Raw genomic sequence first — 17,313 nt, 5'->3', positions numbered from 1 at the left:
CCGGCACCGTGTCCCTGAGTGGGTTCAGGACGCCTTGCCCTTGTGGAACAGGTCGCCGTCGTAGTCGAAGGCGAACTGCTGCTCGAGCGTGACGTCCTTGACCGAGCCCACCTCGGTGATGCGCGGTGCTTCGTACATCGGAGCACTCCCCTCTCCTCGTTCGTGCAGGACGCGCCCAACGTCGCGCCGCGAGGGACCCGGGGTCAAGCGCTTCCCGCCGAAGTCACCCCGCGCCCGGACGCCTTTCACCCGGCGCCGGGTGAAACCTCCCGCCCGCCCCGGCCGGAGCCCCGCGACCGGCCTATCCTCGGGGCGACACGACTCGGCGCCGACCCGCACTGACCGCGGAGGGCGCGACGAGAGGCGCGAGGAGAGGCACCGCGATGAGGCTGCGCGAGAACGGCGTCACCTGGCAGGAGATCGACGGCGAGCTGGTCATCCTCGACCTCGTGTCGTCGACGTACCTCACGACGAACGGGTCGGGCGCCTTCACGGCGAAGCTGCTCCAGGAGGACCGCACGCCGGACGACCTCGCGGACGCGCTCGTCGCCGAGTACGGCATCCCCGCCGACGTCGCGCAGCGCGACGCCGGGGCCTTCGTGGACGCGCTGCGCGACCGCGGGCTCCTCGTCGAGGGGTGACCGCCGAGGGGTGACCGCCGAGGGGTGACCGCCGCAAGGTGACCGCCGAGGGTGAGCCCGGCGTCGTGCCCCCTCAGGACGGGAGCAGCGCCAGGTCGTGCCGCACCATGCGGCCCACGATCTCCTCGAACGCCAGGGTCCCGGGCCAGCCCAGCTCCGCGCGGGCCCGGCGCGGGTCGCCGACCTGCTCGGCCGGGTCGGCCGGGCGCACGAACCGGGGGTCGACAGTGACGTGCCGGCCCCAGTCGTCGACGCCCGCCGCGGCGAAGGCCGCCGCCACGAAGTCGGCCACCGACCGCGAGGTCCCGGACGCCACGACGAAGTCGTCCGCGACCGGGTGCCGGACGGCCCGGACCATCGCGTCGACGTAGTCGGGCGCCCACCCCCAGTCGCGACGGGCGTCGAGGTTGCCCAGCGCGAGCGTGCCCGAGCCCTGCCGGGCGATGCGCGCCGCGGCGGCGGTGATCTTCCGGGTCACGAACGTCTCCGGCCGGCGTGGGGACTCGTGGTTGTACAGCACGCACGACGACACGCCCAGCCCGCGCGCCCGGTACACCGCCGCCAGCTGGTGGGCGTACGCCTTGGCCGCGCCGTAGGGCGACGTCGGGCCCAGGGCGGTGCGCTCGTCCTGCGGCGTGCGGTCCGGCGTCCCGAAGATCTCCGCGCTCGACGCCTGCAGGACGCGCACCGGGCGGCCCGCCTCCTCCTGCAGCCGCCAGGCCGCCTCGTACAGGGCCACCGCGCCCAGTCCCGTCACGGCGGCCGTCTCGACGGGATGCTGCCACGAGTACGCGACCGAGCTGATCCCGCCCAGGTTGTAGACCTCGTCCGGCGCCGTGCGCCGCACCAGGGCCGCGAGCCCCTCGGCGTCGCCGAGGTCGCCGGTGTGCAGGCGCACCTCGCCGGGCAGCCCCGCGGGGTGCTCGCCCTCCCGCACCAGCCCGTGCACCGTCGCCCCCTCGGCCACGAGCCGCTCGGCGAGGTACGACCCGTCCTGACCCGCGACCCCCGTGACGAGAGCGACCGTCACCGGCGCATCCCCGCCAGCTCCGCCTGCTCGTCCAGGTCGTTCTCGACCATCATCGCGACCAGGCGCTCGAAGTCGACGCGCGGCTCCCAGCCCAGCACGTCGCGCGCCTTCGAGGGGTCGCCGATGAGGAGGTCGACCTCCGCGGGCCGCATGAAGCGCGGGTCCTGCGCCACGTACCCGGACCAGTCCTCCACCCCCACGCAGCCGAACGCCGCGTCGAGCAGGTCCCGGATCGAGTGCGTCCGGCCGGTCGCGACCACGTAGTCGTCCGCCTCGGGCTGCTGCAGCATCCGCCACATCGCGTCCACGTAGTCGCCGGCGAAGCCCCAGTCGCGCCGCGCGTCCAGGTTGCCGAGGGTGAGCGAGTCCTGCAGGCCGAGCTTGATCCGCGCCACGGCCTGCGACACCTTGCGCGTGACGAACTCCGGGCCCCGGCGCGGCGACTCGTGGTTGAACAGGATGCCGCTGGAGGCGTGCAGCCCGTACGACTCGCGGTAGTTGATCGTCATGTAGTGCCCGAAGACCTTGGCGACGCCGTAGGGCGAGCGCGGCCACAGGAGGGTCGACTCGCGCTGCGGCACCTCCTGCACCTTGCCGAACATCTCCGAGCTCGACGCCTGGTAGAAGCGCACGGCACCGGGGTCGTCGCCCGCGTGCAGCCGCACCGCCTCGAGCATGTTGAGCACGCCCTTGCCGGTCACCTCGCTGGTGAGGGTGGCGTTCTCCCACGAGTAGGCGACGTACGAGATCGCGCCGAGGTTGTAGACCTCCTCCGGCCGCGCGGCGTCGAGGGCCCGCAGCAGTGACGAGAGGTCGGTCAGGTCGCCCGTCACGAGCCGGACGTCCGGCACGGTGCGGCGCACCAGGTCGAGCTTGGGGTTGTTCTGGCCGCGGATGAGGCCCCAGACCTCGTACCCCTTCGACAGCAGCAGCTCGGACAGGTAGAGCCCGTCCTGGCCGGTGATTCCGGTGATGAGTGCTCGAGGCATGTCGGTAACCGTTTCTGTGCGCTGAGTCAGCGCCGTCCCCCGGCGGCACTCCCCCTTCTGGGACGCCACCACGCTAATCAGGAAGAGGGACGTGCTGACCGTCCGCACCGGGTGAACAGGCCCGACGCCGGGGTGAAACTCCGCCGGCCGGGCGCCCCGAGCGACAGAACTTCATCCGCCCGCGCCCTCGACCGGGCGGCGCGCGGGCGAGAACCATCGAAGGCATGTCACGCCCGGAGCGGGGACGCCGCGACCACGCCGTGCGGGCCGCCGGCCTGGCCGCGGGCTTCGTCGTGCTGTACCTCGCCGGCGTCGTCGCACCATGGGGGCAGTGGGTCGACGCCGTGGCCTTCAGCGTCCTGACCGGCGCCGGCGCGGTGCTGCGTCCCGTCGCGGGCGTCGCCCGGGAGGCCCTGGTGCTCGGTCTGGGCGTCGTCGTCGCGGCGCTCGCCGTCCGCGCGGTGCGCGACCGGCGCTGGCCTGCCCTGGGCGCCTGCCTGGGTCTCGCCGCGGCGGCGGTCCTCGCCCTCGTGCTGCGCGGTGCGGTCCTGCCCCGCCCCGTGCATGAGGTGGTGCTCGGCTACCCGTACAACACGTTCCCGAGCACGCACGTCGCGGCGACGGCGGCGCTCGCGGTCGCGCTCGTCGTCCTCTGGCCCGGCCGCGGCGCGGTGGGGCGCGTCGTCGTGCGGGAGGTGGCGCTGGCCGCCGTCGTGGTCGCCTGCGTCGTCAACGTGGTCGCGTTCGCCCACCGTCCCTTCGACGTCCTGGGCTCGCTCCTGCTCGTCGGTGCCGCCGCCGCGGCGGCCTCCGCCGTGGCGCCCGGCGTGCTTTCACCCCGGGTCGAGGGCAAGTTCACCCAGGTCGGGGCCCTGCGGTCGCGGCCCGCGGCATAGCGTCGCCGTATGACCTCGCGACGCCGCCGCGCGGCCCGGCTCCTGGCCCCCGCCCTCGCCCTCGCCGCGGGCTCGATCTCCCCGGCCGCGGCCGAGGAGAGCGAGCCGCTCGTGCGCACGGAGTCCCGGGCGGTGACGTGGACCTGCACCGGCGAGCCGTGCCCCTGGGGCGAGACGACCACCGGGAACGCCGCGGCCTGGCCCGAGGACTCCGGGGCGGTCTCGTCGCGCTACGGCTACACCGCCTCCGCGGCCATCTACCTGCCGGACGACGCCGCCGAGGACGCCACGATCACCGTGCTCGAGGGCTCGGCGGGCGTCTGGGCGGGCCCGCTCGACGGCCCGCACCGGCATCTCGCCGCACTGTCGGCCGGCGACGCGTTCACGGTCGGTGACCTGGCCGACGGCGAGGTGGTGTCCCTGCAGAACGACGGCGCGGCGTTCGCCTACGCGTTCACGCCGGAGGCAGAGGCGCCGCCCGAGCCCGAGCCCACGCCCACCCCGACACCCACGCCCGAGCCCACGCCCGAGCCGACCCCCGAGCCGACCGAGGACACCGGCAGCGCGTCGCACCCCGTCACCTGGACCTGCACGGGCGAGCCGTGCCCCTGGGGCGAGACGACGTCGGGCCACGCGGTGGCCTGGCCCGCGGGCTCCGGGGCGATCACGGCGCGGCACGGGTACACGACGTCGGAGCCCGTCTACCTTCCCGCCGAGGCGGCCAACGGCGACACCGTCACGATCGTCTCCGGGTCGGCGCGTCTCTTCGCCGGCCCGCCCGGAGGCGCCCACCGGAGCATCGGCGAGCTCTCGGCGGGCGACGCGCTCACCGTCTCCGGCCTCGCCGCGGGCGAGGTGCTGTCCGTGCAGAACGACGACGGCCCGTTCCGCTACCGGCACGTCCCCGGCGACGCCACCACCCCCGAGCCGACGCCGACGCCGACGCCGACGCCGGAACCCACACCGGAGCCGACGCCCACCCCGACCCCCGACCCGCACGCGACGTCGCTGCCCGTCACGTGGCGCTGCACCGGCGAGCCGTGCCCCTGGGGCGAGACCACCACCGGCAACGCGATCGCCTGGCCCGAGACGTCCGGCGCGCTCACGACCCGGCACGGGTACACGACCTCCGAGGCCGTCTACCTGCCCGCCGCCGCGGCCAACGGCGACACCGTGGCCGTCGTCACCGGCTCCGCGACCCTGTACGCGGGGACGCCCACGGGCCCGCACCGCGCCGTCGCGCGCCTGTCCGCCGGGGAGCAGCACACGGTGTCCGGCCTGCCGTCCGACCAGGTGCTGTCGGTGCAGAACGACGACGCGTCCTTCACCTACGTGCACACCCCCGGGGACGGCACCACCCCGGACCCCGAGCCGACCCCGACGCCCACGCCCACGCCGACACCGACCGTCCCGGCCGACGCCGTCGTGATGGAGTCGACCCTCGCGCTGTGGCACTGCGACGCCTACGCGACGTGCGCGGACGACGGCTGGACGCCGTGGGTGGGCGGCGCGCTCGCGTGGCCGGAGTGGGCCGCGTACCCGACGAACGCGCGCGAGGGCTCGAACTCGCGCACGGTGCGCGACCTCGACGGCGAGACCATCCACCCCTACATGGGGTCGTGGGCCGACGGCTGCCGGATCCAGGTGCTCGAGGGTGACGTGCTGGTGATCGAGTGGAAGCGCGGCACGGACACGTGGCGGCCCACCTACCTGTCCCCCGGCGACGTCTACACGATCGACCTCGAGGGCGACGAGGACGGCGCCATGATCGAGACGCCGGACACGCCGACCACGTTCACCGTCGCGCTGACGGACTGCACCCCGCAGCCGGTGCCGTGAGCGGTGGCGCGCCGGCGGGCGCGGGTCAGCGGTCGGCGCGGTAGAGCGCCTCGTACCGGTCGACGACGGCGTCCAGCGTGAACTCCTGGACCCGCTCGAGCGCCGCCGCCGCGAGCGCCTCCCGCCGCGCGTCGTCCGCCAGGAGCTCGGCGAGGGCCGTGCCGACGTCCTCCAGGGGGGCGACGACGGCGGTGCGGCCGCCGTCCGTCACGTACATCGCGCCGGGGTTGGGCGTCGCGACCACGGGCAGCCCGGACGCCATCGCCTCGACGTACGGGATGCCGAAGCCCTCGTAGTCGCTCGGCAGGCAGAACGCCCACGCCTGCTGGAAGGCGAGCGCCAGCTCGGCGTCGGAGAGCCGTCCCAGCTCACGAACCCCCGGGCCGGCGTCGTCGGGCACGTCCCGGCTGACCATCCACAGCTCGGCGTCGGGGTGCTTCGGCAGCACCGTCTCCTGGAACTGGCGCGCCAGCTCCGCGCCGCGCTTGCGGCCGCGCCAGTAGCCGACGAACAGGACCACCGGGTGGTCCGCGCGGCGTGACCCGTCGGGCCGGAAGCGGCGTACGTCCGTGCCGCAGGGGACGACGTCGCGCACCCACGGGTACCACCGGCGCGTCTCGGGCGAGATGACGACGGTGTGGTCGGCGACGAGCGACGCGAGCACCTCCGACAGCCCGAGGAGGACCATCCGGGTCTTCTCCTTGACGCCCTTGATGGTGCGGGCCTCCTCGAAGCACGACCCGGCGAGCGTGCGCACGTGCCGGGGCACGCGACGCCGCCACAGCCAGTAGTCGTCACCCCAGGCGTGCAGGACGTCGAAGGACGACAGGTCCACCCGCCGCAGCGCGAGCGCGAACCGGAACGTGCGCAGCGAGCCCGTCATCCGCACGTGCTGGTGCCCGTACACGGCCCCCTCGACCGGCGGGCAGTCGCTCAGGACGGTGACGTCGTGGCCGCGCCGCACGAGCTCGGTGGCGAGCTCGTGCACCTGGTAGCCGATGCCCTGCTTGCTCGTGCTGGGCAGGTAGTAGGAGATGATCGCGACCCGCAACGGCCGTGCCTCGGGGTGGGGTCGCGCGGCCGTGCTCATCGCAGGCCGTCCCGCAGGGCCTCGAGCCAGCCGCGGCCGTGCCGGAGGTCCGGCTCGAGGTGGTTGCCCTCCGCCCACTCGTTCCACGACTTGACCCACAGCAGGCGCTCGTCGGCGGGGCGGTGCGCGACCGACGCCACCGCCTGGCGCACGTTCTGGCCGAACTTCTCCGGCGTCGCGCCGTGCAGCACGACGCCGCCGCGGCCGGATCGCGGCGTGTTGTCCCAGTTGGGGTACACGCACGGCTGGATCAGGTCCCCGGTGCGGTTCTGCCCCGCCCAGTCGGTCGAGTACGGGAACACCTCGGGACCGCCCGCCAGCCGGCGGTACGCCCGCATCCGCAGCAGCTCCGCCCGCGACGTCCCCGCCGGCATCCGCATGTACACCCCGGCGTCGAACCCGTCCTCCTTGACGCGGTCGTACCGCGGCCCGCCGCCCAGCAGGTCGCTCATCTCCGCGACGAGGTAGAGGCCCTCGAGCCCGGCCTTGCGGGCCAGCGACTGCCAGAGGTCGACGAAGACAGCGGCGTCGGGCAGCTCCTCCGGGCGGAACACGTAGAACACGGGCCGCCCGCCGACCCGCAGGTAGCGGGGGTCGCGGAAGGCGGGCAGCACGGCCTCGAAGTGGGCGGTGTAGTCCTCGACGCCCGGGTAGTGCTGCTGCACGAGGATGCGGTCGGCCTCGCCGTGCCAGATCCCGCTCCACGTCTGGTTCGCCCAGGCGAGGCAGAACGACACGTCGGGCGCCCCGGAGGCCAGCACCTCCGCGAACGGGCGCTCCAGGATGCGCCGCCCGTTGCCGAACCAGTAGTGCCAGTACGCGAACGCCTCGACGCCGTACTGGTGCGCCAGCTCGGACTGCGCCGCGCGCGTCTCGGGCAGCCGCAGGTCGTAGAACCCGAGGTCCGCGGGGACCAGCGGCTGCCGGTGACCGGGGTACAGGCGGCGTGCCCGGGCCACGTTGGTCCACTCGGTGAACCCCGGGCCCCACCACGTGTCGTTCTCCGGGATGGGGTGGAACTGCGGCAGGTAGAAGGCGACCGCTCTGGCGTCCAACGTCTCGTTCCTCTCGTCCGGCACGCTGCCCGTGCCCGTCATGCCCGGCTCGCAGCGACGACCCGCAGCACCGGCAGGGCCACGGCCCGCACCCGCGCCGGCACGGAGCGCGCGACGGCGTCGGCGTCGGCGGGAGTCAGACCCGTCCGGCAGAGGCGCACCGCCCCGACGAACAGCCCGAGCCCGAGCACGCCGGCCACGACGGCGGACGGCACGGCCGGCGCGCCCACCTCGTTCACGCCCCACCAGGTCAGCACCGAGATCACCGCGCCGAGCACGAACGGCAGGACCGTGCCCAGGGCCCGCCGGGCCGGCAGGCGCAGCGACCGCGCCTCCAGGTACAGCAGGCCGCCGAAGAGCAGCACCGCCGCCGTGGCGTTGCCGAGCACCGCCGCCCACAGCCCGAGCGGGCGCACCAGCGCGACGGTGAGCCCCACGTCCACGACCAGGCAGGCCAGGTTGGTCCACAGCAGCCACGTGCCCTTGAGCCGCGCCATGAGGAACGCCTTGAGCGGCCCCGCCATGACGAGCAGCCCGCCGGCGACGCTGAGGACCACGAGGACCGGCGGGACGGCGGAGAACTCCGGGCCGTAGATCGTCGGCACCAGCAGCGCGAACGCCGGGGTCGCTGCCGCCACGACGCCCGCCGTGGCGGTCGACGACGCGCGCAGGGTGCGGTCGAGCGCGCGGCCCACCGCCTCGTGGTCCACCTCGCGCAGCCCGGAGATCGCCGGCACGAGCGGCCCGAGCAACGACTGGGCCGGGGCGAACAGGTGCGCACCGAGCCCGATCGCGAGCGCGAAGACGCCGGCCGCCTCCGGCTCGGACATCCACGTCAGCACGAGCACCTCGCTGCGCGAGGACACGAACGCCTCGACGAGGCCGGCCGCGCCGGCCGGCAGCGCGAACGCCCAGAAGCCGGGCGGGAACCGGCGCAGGCGGGGGCGCAGCAGGACCCGCCGGTACATCGGCGCCACGAAGTACAGGTAGGCCACGGCGCCCAGCCCCGCCGCGACGAGCCGCACCGCCCAGATCGCGTCGGCGGTGCCCACCGTCGTGGCCGCGACCACGACCAGGACCTGGGCGACGAGGTTGACGATCATCGCCGACTGCGCGTTCTGTGCCGTCTTGTTCTCGATGGCCAGCGCGTCGCCCGCTCCCGAGAACGTCAGGGGCACCAGCACGCCGAAGACGAGGGCGATCACGGTGAGCACGGGATCGGCGTCGATCAGCAGCAGCAGCGCCGTGCCCACCACCGGCACGCCCACGAGCATCTTGTAGCCCTGCGCCGCCTGGAGCATGTGCCGCACCTCGGCGAACCGGCCGGCGGCGTGCGCCTTCGACCCGAACTGGACGAGCCCCGTGCCGACACCCAGGTCGATGGTCGTCAGGACGAGGGCGAGGACGGTCGAGAGGTACGCGAGGCGCCCGTAGTCGACCACGCCGAGGACGCGCGCGACGACGATGTTCACCGCGAACGCCAGCGGCAGCATGACGGCGACGTGCACGAGCGTCCACAGGGCGCCCCGGATCGCCCTGTCCTGGAGCTCGCCGCGCGACATGGCCTCGCCGGGCGGGACGTCGCCCGCCACTGGCCCCGGCTCGACCGCCTTCTCGTCGGTGCTCATCGCACTCCCCGGGCGGCCGGAGGACGGCCCGTTCGGCGGAGGTCGGCGCTCATGGTCACACCGGCCATCGTTTCCGACGACTGCCCGCATTCCGAGGGCCGGGGCGGTTTTTCAGCCGGGCCCGGGCACGTTTCACCCTCGGGAGGCGGCCGCCCGCCACCTAGGCTCGACGGCATGGCCAGCGGAGTCCGGGCCGGGAGCCACCTGCACGTGATCACGCCCGGCGACCACTTCTCCCCCTCGACCGGGAGCGCCCTGCCCTCGGTCGTGCACGGCCTCGCGTCCGCCGCCCCGGCCGGGGCCCCGCGGTCGGTCGTCGCCGTCGCGCGCGGCACCTACCCCGACCGCTACCCGAGCGCCGACGTCCTCGAGTACGACCCCGTGCCCTCCCGCCGCGCCGACCGCTACCTCGACGCCGCGGCGGCGCGCCTGGGCCTCCCCCGGGCCGGCGCCCGGCGGCCGCTCGCCGCCGCGCTCGCGGACCAGGCGCGGTGGCCCGCTTCCGTCGTCCTCGGCCACAACCTCCCCCAGCTCGTCCCGCTCGTGGACACCGACCGGCACGCCGCGGTGCTCTACGCGCACAACGAGCTGCTGCGCACGTACTCGGCCCGGGAGGCGGCCCGGGTGCTCGACCGCGCGGGCGCCGTCGTCTGCGTCAGCCGCTACGTGGCCGAGCGGACCGCGCACCGCCTGCCGCCGCGGCTGCGCGACCGGGTGCAGGTGGTCCACAACGGGGTCGACACCGGCCTCTTCCGCCCTGCCGACGGGCGGCAGGAGGCCGGTGGTCCCCTGCGGGTCGTGTTCGTCGGGCGCACCGTGCCCGACAAGGGCCCCGACGTGCTCGTGGACGCCCTGCTCCGGCTCCGCCGGCGGGACGTGGTCGCCACCCTCGTCGGCACCCCGCACTTCGCCCCCGGTGCGCCGCTCACCCGGTACGAGCGCGAGCTGCGGGCCGCCGCCGAGCCGCTCGGCGACGCCGTGCGCTGGCTCCCGTTCCGCCCCCGGGACGAGGTGGCCGCGCTGCTGCGCGCGGCGGACGTCGTCGTGGTGCCGTCCCGGTGGGCCGAGCCGTTCGCCCTCACCGTGCTGGAGGGGATGGCGTCCGGGGCGGCGGTCGTCGCCTCGCGGACGGGAGGCGTCCCCGAGGCGGCGGGCGACGCCGGGATCCTTGTCCCGCCCGGCTCCCCGGACGCCCTGGCGTCGGCGCTGGAGGTGCTCGCCGACGACCGCGCTCTCCTGGCCGCGACCCGCGACCGCTGCCTCCGGCACGCGCGGGGGCACGACTGGCGGGTGGCGCGGCGGCGGCTCGACACCGTGCTCGCCGACCTCGGCCTGACCTCCGCGAGCCCGGCGGGGACGCCCGCGCCCTAGCGGTCCGCCCAGCACGACCCGATCAGCACGACCCGATCAGTCCGGACCGATCAGCCCGGGCCGATCACCAGCAGCCAGTCACCCCCGCCGTCGGCGTTGCGGCCAGGGGTGCGCAGCCGCTCGGTCAGCGCGACGTCGGTCGCCTCTCCCGACGACGGGTCCACCCAGCGCGCCGTCGGCCCGGCGGCGAGCACGCCCAGGTCGAGGCCGAGCTCACGCGCGGTCGGGACGTAGACGACGGCGGTGCGGCCGTCCGCCGTGACCGCCGCCGTCGCGCGGTCGCCGTCGAGGACGTCCGTCGTGTCGTCGACGCGCGCCTCGCCCGCACCGGCGATCAGGAGGTCGTCCGACGGGCGCAGCTGCCACCAGGGCAGCGCCTCGAGCACGTCCCGCACCACGCCGACCTGCCGGAGCCCCGGCGCGTCGAGGCGGTCCTGCCAGCCGTCGAGGAACTCCCAGTCGTCGCTGCCGTAGAAGTCCCCCGGCGAGCCCGAGGTCAGGGCCCACGCGGCCTGCCGCCGCAGGGACTCCGGGGTGGCGGGCGGCCCGCCGTCGTTGTTCTCCCCCTCGTAGTTCCCCTCGGCGAAGAGCGCGGGGATCGCGGGCTCGTGGTCGTAGGCCTGCCGCACGGCGTCGGGGGCGGGCGGGTACGAGTAGACGAAGCTGAAGTCCACGCGCGACGCCCAGTACGGGTCGTCCGTGGAGACGGACCGCGGGTAGCCCAGCTGGATCGAGAAGGGCCGGGTGTCGCCCGTGTCCCGGATGCCCTGGACCACCTGGTCGAAGCACCGGTCGACGTCGCTGCCCGCGGCCGGGTCGTCCGTCGCCGGGAAGTAGTCGCCCCCTGTCATCCAGACGACCCCGGGCAGGTCCGCGGCCCACCGGCCCACCCGCTCGCCGTAGGTGCGGCAGTCCTGCTGGGAGGCCGGCGAGAACGCGCGGCCCACCGTCCAGCCGTCGACCGGGTACAGGAACACGGACATGCCGCGCTCCGCGGCGGCGGCGAGGATCGTGTGCGCGCGGTCCCAGTACGCGGGTTCCCAGGACAGCACGTCGCCGCCCACGAACGGGAGCAGCCCGTCCGCGGTCGCGCCGTCGTCGGACGGCCCGCCGTTGGCCGTCGCCCCCAGCAGCGAGACGATCAGCGCGTTGACGCCGCGCCCCTGCCGGTCGTCGAGGTACGTCAGCGCCTCCTCGGGCGACAGGTCGACGAGCATCGACCAGGGCGAGTCGCCGCGCACCAGCACCGGCGCGCCGTCCTGGTCGACGAAGTACCGCCCGTCGGGCCCGATGCCGGAGACGAGGTGCGCCCCGTCCGGAGCCTCGGGGGCGGGCGGGGCGGCGGGCAGCTCCGCGGCCACCGGGCCGGCGGTGCCGCCGATCCGGCTCGCCTGCCCCTCGTGCTCCCGGTCCCACCAGATCACGGCACCTGCGACCGCGAGCGCCAGCACCGCCGTCGCCGCCACGACCGCGACCGCCCGCCGCCGTCCCCGCGACCGCCCCCGCACCACGTCGCCGCCCCGCTCAGCCCGCGAACCCGGCCGCCGTCGCGACGTCGCGGGCCATGCCCCGCCATCGCGGCAGCACCCAGCCGGGACCGATCCGCGACCAGCAGCGTGCCTTCTCCCGGAGCGGGAGCCCCGTCGTCGCGACGGCCCGGTACAGCTCGAGGTTGAGTCGCGTCTGCGGGAAGGCGAAGCGGACCCGCGCGGACGGCGCGTGCCACTTCACCTGCTCCTGGCCCTGCAGGGACAGCTGCTCGGGCACCCGCCGCTGCAGGAACGCCCGGTCGTCGACGACGAGGGCCGGTCCCTGGCAGAGCAGCTCGGTGAGCAGCACGATGTCGTCGCCCACCATCGGGCGCAGAGGGCGCGCACGGGCGAGCGCCGAGCGCCGGATCACGCCGTACATGACGTGCGACGCCTGCGACCGGAAGAGCCGGCGGAGCCGCTCGTGCGGCGTGCCGGCGTCGAGCCCGAGCGCCGCGTCCTGGAGCCCGTCGGACACGACGCCGTCGCCGTCGACCAGCCGGGCCCGCGTCATGGCGAGCACGGCGTCGGGACGCTCGTCGAGCGCCCGCACGCACGACGAGGCGAACGTCGGGAGCCAGAGGTCGTCGACGGCCGCCCAGCTGAACAGGGGTGCCGACGACCGCTCCAGGACGCGGCGGTAGTTCCACGTGCCGCCGTGGTTCGTCTCCGAGCGGAGGTACCGCACGCGGGGGTCGGCCGCGGCGACGGACCGGCAGATCTCCTCGGTGCCGTCGGTCGAGCCGTTGTCCGAGACGACGACCTCGAGGTCCTCCAGGTCCTGGGCGAGCAGCGCGGCGAGGGCGCCCTCGAGGAACCGTTCGCCGTCGTGCACCGGCATGCCGAACGACAGGGCGGGGGTCCGTGCGCCGCCGCTCACGGGGTCCCCCTGCCGAGCGACAGCACGCTCTTGGTCACGGCGTACGCCTCGGCGTAGCGGCTGCGGCACTCCATGCCCCGCAGCCGCAGGAGCCCGAGGAACACCTCCCGGTCCCACCAGTCGTGGGCCTTCTGGGAGGGGTAGCAGGCGTCGAGCAGCTCCACCTTGCGCCGGGCCAGCGCCTCGGGGACGGGCACGTAGGACGACGGCCGCCCCATGTCGCCGTCCCACTTGGGGATCTCGTAGTGCAGCACCAGGGCGTCCCGCCAGACCGTGGGGGCCATGGTGCCCAGGAGGCGGTGGTCCTGGTGCGCGTCGTCGGTCCGGGGCGCCAGGACCAGGTGCGGCGCGGGGACCCGTTCGGCGTGCTCGTGCAGCGCGGCGCGCGCCTCGCCCCAGCGGTCCGGCAGGCGCCCGTCCGGCAGTCCGCCGAAGACGCTCGTCGCGCCGGGCAGGAACGCCTCGGCGGCGCTGCGCGCCTCGTCCTGACGATCGGGTCCGCCCGTGAGCGTGAGGAACGCCGCCTCGACGCCGCCGCGCGCCGCGAGCCCCAGGAGGGTGCCGCCGCAGGCGATCTCGACGTCGTCCGGGTGCGCGGCGAGGCACACCACCCGCAGCGGGCCGTCGGGGAGCGCGAGGCCGATCATCGGGCGGCCTCTCTCTCGGGCGGGACGGCGGCCGCCCCGGGGACGGTCGTTCCGCGGGTGGTCGAGGTGCGGACGGTCGAGGTGCGGACGGTCGAGGTGCGGACGGTCGAGGTGCGGACGGTCGAGGCGAGGACCTCGCGGAGCCGGTCCTCCTGGGCCGCCAGGCGCCGGGCCGCCTCGGCGCGCGCGGGGCGCGTGTCCGGCGGGGGCTCGCGCAGCAGGGCGAGGACCTGGTCCGCGACCTCCTCCGGGTCGAAGCCGTCGACCGTGTGCACCCGGTCCCCCTGGCCGAACTGCTCGAGCAGCCACCCCTGCTTCGCGCCGTAGCCCAGCGAGACGGCAGGGACTCCCAGCCGTACCGCCGTGACGAGGTGGTGGTACCGGGCCGCCACGACGGCCCACGACCCGGCCGTCGCCCGCGAGACGTCCGCCAGCGACTCCGCCTCCACGGCCTCGACGCGCCGGGGGCCGGCCGACGCCGCACGGGCGGCGACCTCCCGCACGGTCGGCGCGTCCGGCAGCGCGCCGCCGACGACCACGACGTCGGCGCCCGACCCCGCGAGCCGGTCGACGACCCGCACCGTCCGGGCGACGTACGCGGCACGGTCCGCCGGTCCCTCCGCCGTCCCGAGACCCCGGTAGTCGATGACGCCCACGACGACCCGCGGGCGCTCCCGGCGGGGGGTGCCGGGATCCGGCAGGCCGAGGACCAGGTCGGGCACCACGTCGAGGTCGCGCCGCACCCCGAGCCGGCGCGCGGCGTCCGCCGACCCCTCGTCGCGCACCGTCGCGACGGTCGCGGCCGCCAGCGTCCAGCGGAACAGGCGCGCCGTGAGCGGGTGGAAGGCGGCGTCCACCCCGACCGACAGGACGAGGAACGGCCGGCGTCGGAGGCGTGCGGCGAGGGCGTACCAGAAGAGGGTGAGCGGGATCCCCCCGGGGGCGATCGCCAGGCCCTCGAAGATGCCGGTACCGGGGACGACCACGGCGTCCAGGCCGCCGACCGTGCGCCAGGCGTGGCGCGCGTCGGCCAGCTTGCCGAGCAGGCCGCCCGCTCCCCCGCGCCGGCCACCGGGGTGGTGCAGCGGGACTGCCGCCGCGCCGTGCTCCGCGGTCACCGCCTCGCACCGGTCGGCGACGACCACGGGCACCAGCCGGTCGTCGGGGCGCAGCACGTCCAGCACGGCGGCCAGCGACGCCTCGTTCCCGAAGTTGTGCACCCCGAACTCGCCCAGCAGCCCCACGCGCACCCGCTCCGCGCGCACCGGGGCCTCAGGCGCTGGCACGAGCGGGACCCACGACCTCGCCGACCTCGACCTCGGGCACGCGCCGCGGCGCGGGGACCGCGCCGCGGTCCCACACCGCCCACGGCCGGTCGCCGGCACGGTTCATCTCCTCCAGCGCGGAGCGCTCCTTCAGCGTGTCCATCGGCGCCCAGAACCCGCTGTGCGGGTGCACGCGGAACCGGCCGTCCCGGGCGGCGCGCACGCAGGCGTCCATCACCAGGTCCTCGCCCTCGCCGAGGTAGTCGAAGATGCCCTGCCGCAGCACGAAGTAGCCGCCGTTGATGCACATGCTCATGTCGGCCACGGGCTCCAGGTCGCGCATGGTGCCGTCGGGGTCGTAGCGCACCACGTGGAAGGAGTCCTGCGGGGCCACCGCCATGAGCGACCCGACGGCGTCCGTGGCGAGGAAGTCGTCGACGATGCGGTCCATCGGGGCGTCGGTGAGCACGTCGCCGTAGTTGGCGAGGAACACCTCGTCGTCGTCGAGGTGGCGCCGCACGCGGCGCAGGCGCTCGCCGATCGCCGTGTCGATCCCGGTGTCGACGAACGTGATGCGCCACTCGCTGATGTCGCTGCTCAGCAGCTCGACGTGCTCGCCGCCCTTGGTGAGGACGAAGTCGTTGGAGTGCGTCTCGGAGTAGTTGAGGAAGTAGTCCTTGACGGCGTTCGCCCCGTGGCCGAGGCACAGCACGAACTCCGTGTGCCCGTAGTGCGCGTAGTACTTCATGATGTGCCACAGGACGGGGCGCGACCCGATGGGCATCATCGGCTTGGGCAGCGAGTCGGGGCCGGAGCGCATGCGCATCCCCAGCCCGCCGCAGAACAGCACGACCTTCATGACGTCCCTCCCAGGGCCTGCCCGCTGCCGGGCGAATGACGGACGCGGCGCGGCGCGGCCCGCTCCCGCAGTGCGGGGGCGACGGGCCGGCCGTCGAGGAAACCGTCGGTGCCGCCCGCGTCCAGGGCGGCGGCGTAGACGGGCAGCGCCCCCGCGACGGCCTCGACCGTGCGGTCGACGTCGACGTCGGTGTGCGCGGCCGAGACGACGAACGACTGCGCCAGCACCCCGCGGCGCAGCAGCTCGGCGAGGAAGAGGGTGCGGTACGCCTGCGAGGGCTCGCCGTCGGGGTCGCGGGTGCCGAAGACCAGGCACGCCGGGTGCCCCGAGACGGTCACCCAGCGGCTCAGCCCGGCGGCGTCGACCACCTGCTGGACGCCGGCCCGCAGCCGCTCGCCCTGGGCGGCCATCACGGCGGGCACGTCGCGCGCCGCGTACTCGCGGTGCACGGCCAGCCAGGCCGCGAGCCCCGCCGTCTCGGCGCCGTGGGTGGTGGAGAGCAGGAACACGCGGCGCGCGTCCGTGGCGAGCCCGCCGAGCTCCATGAGCTCCCGGCGCCCGGCGAGCGCCGAGACGGCGAACCCGTTGCCGAGCGCCTTGCCCCACGTGGACAGGTCCGGCACGACGCCGTAGACGGCCTGCGCCCCGCCCGACGACCACCGCATCCCCGTGATGATCTCGTCGAACACGAGCACCGTGCCGGTGCTGTCGCACAGGGCGCGCAGCCCCTCGAGGTAACCGGGCGGCGGGCTCGCGTGCGCCGTGGCGGCCTCGAGCACGACGGCGGCGACGCGGCCCTCGTGGGCGGCGAGCAGCGCCTGCAGGGCGGCGAGGTCGCCGTACGGGAAGCGGACCGTCAGGTCGCTGACGGCCCGCGGGATCCCGGCGTCCATCGGGGTGGTCCCGATGAACCAGTCGTCGGTGGAGAAGAACGGGTGGTCGGCGCAGACGGCGACGAGGTCGCGGCCCGTGGCGGCGCGGGCCAGGCGGACCGCGGCCGTGGTCACGTCGGAACCGTTCTTCGCGAACTTCACCATGTCCGCCCCGGGTACCTGGGCGCGGAAGGCCTCGGCCGCGTCGAGCTCCCAGACGCTCGGCCGCGAGAAGCTCACGCCGTCCGCGACCGCCCGGGCCACGGCGTCCACGACGGGCCGGAACCCGTGCCCGAGCGTGACGCTGCGCAGCCCCATCCCGTACTCGACGTACTCGTTCCCGTCCACGTCCCACACGTGGGCCCCCGCGCCCCGGGCGAGCACCGGCGCCATGCCCTCCGGGTACTGGTCCGCTCCGCGGGCGTAGGTGTGCGCGCCCCCGGGCACCAGACGGTGCAGCCGGGCCTGCGCGGCCGTGGACCGGTCGAAGGACCGGGTGGGCTGCGCCGGCTCGGGCTGCGTCGCGTGCTGCGTCAGCTGCGTCATCGTGCCCCCGCGTGCGGTCTGGAGGTCGGTCGTGGAGCCTGGTGGGGCCGGCAGGGGGCCGGTCCCGCCGCCAGTCTGCGGCGCGGCGCGGCGCCGTTGAAGGGCTCGCGGGCCTTTTCATCCGGGGCCCGCGCCGACTTCACCCGACCGCCCCGGCGCCCGCTCCGTACCGTGAG

General features: G+C 75.4%; 16 protein-coding genes. 4 read left to right on the top strand and 12 right to left on the bottom strand.

Going from position 1 to position 17,313, the window contains the following annotated elements; translation table 11 throughout:
• Positions 1-24: 24 nt before the first annotated feature.
• The gene (locus ACH436_RS08010) at positions 25-138 is read right to left on the bottom strand and encodes a lasso RiPP family leader peptide-containing protein (protein WP_176168750.1); all 114 of its coding nucleotides are present in this window, start codon (positions 136-138) and stop codon (positions 25-27) included.
• Between the two features lie 245 nt (positions 139-383).
• Between ACH436_RS08010 and ACH436_RS08005 the strand changes: the two genes are divergently transcribed.
• Complete coding sequence (locus tag ACH436_RS08005; RefSeq protein ID WP_430559665.1) at positions 384-641, top strand: PqqD family protein; 258 nt, start codon at positions 384-386, stop codon at positions 639-641.
• 73 nt (positions 642-714) lie between these two features.
• Here the strand turns inward: ACH436_RS08005 and ACH436_RS08000 are convergent, their stop codons facing one another.
• Positions 715-1,671: a GDP-mannose 4,6-dehydratase gene (locus ACH436_RS08000; RefSeq protein ID WP_430559664.1), complete on the bottom strand. Its 957-nt coding sequence runs from the start codon at positions 1,669-1,671 to the stop codon at positions 715-717.
• Positions 1,668-2,660, bottom strand: a complete 993-nt coding sequence (locus ACH436_RS07995; protein WP_430559663.1) for a GDP-mannose 4,6-dehydratase — start codon at positions 2,658-2,660, stop codon at positions 1,668-1,670. Before ACH436_RS07995 ends, ACH436_RS08000 begins: the two co-directional genes overlap by 4 nt.
• A gap of 224 nt (positions 2,661-2,884) precedes the next feature.
• Here ACH436_RS07995 and ACH436_RS07990 point away from each other — a divergent pair, with 224 nt between their 5' ends.
• A complete protein-coding gene (locus ACH436_RS07990; protein WP_430559662.1) occupies positions 2,885-3,556 on the top strand; it encodes a hypothetical protein in 672 nt (223 codons plus the stop codon).
• 9 nt (positions 3,557-3,565) lie between these two features.
• Positions 3,566-5,395 (top strand): hypothetical protein, encoded by a 1,830-nt coding sequence (locus ACH436_RS07985; protein ID WP_430559661.1) that lies wholly within the window; start codon positions 3,566-3,568, stop codon positions 5,393-5,395.
• Between the two features lie 25 nt (positions 5,396-5,420).
• Here the strand turns inward: ACH436_RS07985 and ACH436_RS07980 are convergent, their stop codons facing one another.
• Genes ACH436_RS07980 through ACH436_RS07970 form a run of 3 tightly spaced genes read right to left on the bottom strand, consistent with a single transcriptional unit; the run spans position 5,421 to position 9,168 of the window.
• On the bottom strand, positions 5,421-6,485 hold the full coding sequence (locus tag ACH436_RS07980; protein ID WP_430559660.1) for a glycosyltransferase family 4 protein: 1,065 nt from the start codon (positions 6,483-6,485) through the stop codon (positions 5,421-5,423).
• The gene (locus tag ACH436_RS07975) at positions 6,482-7,540 is read right to left on the bottom strand and encodes a glycoside hydrolase family 99-like domain-containing protein (protein ID WP_430559659.1); all 1,059 of its coding nucleotides are present in this window, start codon (positions 7,538-7,540) and stop codon (positions 6,482-6,484) included. Before ACH436_RS07975 ends, ACH436_RS07980 begins: the two co-directional genes overlap by 4 nt.
• Positions 7,541-7,578: 38 nt before the next feature.
• A complete protein-coding gene (locus ACH436_RS07970) occupies positions 7,579-9,168 on the bottom strand; it encodes a lipopolysaccharide biosynthesis protein (RefSeq protein WP_430559658.1) in 1,590 nt (529 codons plus the stop codon).
• A 174-nt stretch (positions 9,169-9,342) separates the two neighbouring features.
• On the opposite strand from ACH436_RS07970, the gene ACH436_RS07965 reads away from it, so the two are divergent.
• Positions 9,343-10,539, top strand: a complete 1,197-nt coding sequence (locus ACH436_RS07965) for a glycosyltransferase family 4 protein (RefSeq protein WP_430559657.1) — start codon at positions 9,343-9,345, stop codon at positions 10,537-10,539.
• Positions 10,540-10,589: 50 nt separating this feature from the next.
• Here the strand turns inward: ACH436_RS07965 and ACH436_RS07960 are convergent, their stop codons facing one another.
• The 6 genes from ACH436_RS07960 to ACH436_RS07935 are packed head-to-tail and all read right to left on the bottom strand — an operon-like array spanning position 10,590 to position 17,137.
• Entirely contained in the window at positions 10,590-12,005 is a 1,416-nt protein-coding gene (locus ACH436_RS07960) for a DUF4038 domain-containing protein (protein ID WP_430559656.1), read from the bottom strand.
• 58 nt (positions 12,006-12,063) lie between these two features.
• Positions 12,064-12,948: a glycosyltransferase family 2 protein gene (locus ACH436_RS07955; RefSeq protein WP_430559655.1), complete on the bottom strand. Its 885-nt coding sequence runs from the start codon at positions 12,946-12,948 to the stop codon at positions 12,064-12,066.
• Positions 12,945-13,595, bottom strand: coding sequence for a PIG-L deacetylase family protein (locus ACH436_RS07950; RefSeq protein WP_430559654.1), 651 nt, complete (start codon positions 13,593-13,595; stop codon positions 12,945-12,947). The genes ACH436_RS07955 and ACH436_RS07950 overlap by 4 nt, the downstream gene beginning before the upstream one ends.
• The gene (locus ACH436_RS07945; RefSeq protein ID WP_430559653.1) at positions 13,592-14,881 is read right to left on the bottom strand and encodes a polysaccharide pyruvyl transferase family protein; all 1,290 of its coding nucleotides are present in this window, start codon (positions 14,879-14,881) and stop codon (positions 13,592-13,594) included. The genes ACH436_RS07950 and ACH436_RS07945 overlap by 4 nt, the downstream gene beginning before the upstream one ends.
• A complete protein-coding gene (locus ACH436_RS07940; protein WP_430559652.1) occupies positions 14,868-15,719 on the bottom strand; it encodes a sugar phosphate nucleotidyltransferase in 852 nt (283 codons plus the stop codon). The genes ACH436_RS07945 and ACH436_RS07940 overlap by 14 nt, the downstream gene beginning before the upstream one ends.
• Positions 15,716-17,137: a glutamate-1-semialdehyde 2,1-aminomutase gene (locus tag ACH436_RS07935; protein ID WP_430559651.1), complete on the bottom strand. Its 1,422-nt coding sequence runs from the start codon at positions 17,135-17,137 to the stop codon at positions 15,716-15,718. Before ACH436_RS07935 ends, ACH436_RS07940 begins: the two co-directional genes overlap by 4 nt.
• Positions 17,138-17,313 lie beyond the last annotated feature (176 nt).

Source organism: Isoptericola sp. NPDC019693, assembly GCF_044389085.1.
Lineage (GTDB): Bacteria > Actinomycetota > Actinomycetes > Actinomycetales > Cellulomonadaceae > Isoptericola.
Note: the sequence above shows the minus strand (reverse complement) of the source record. Positions and strands in the feature narration are given on the sequence as shown.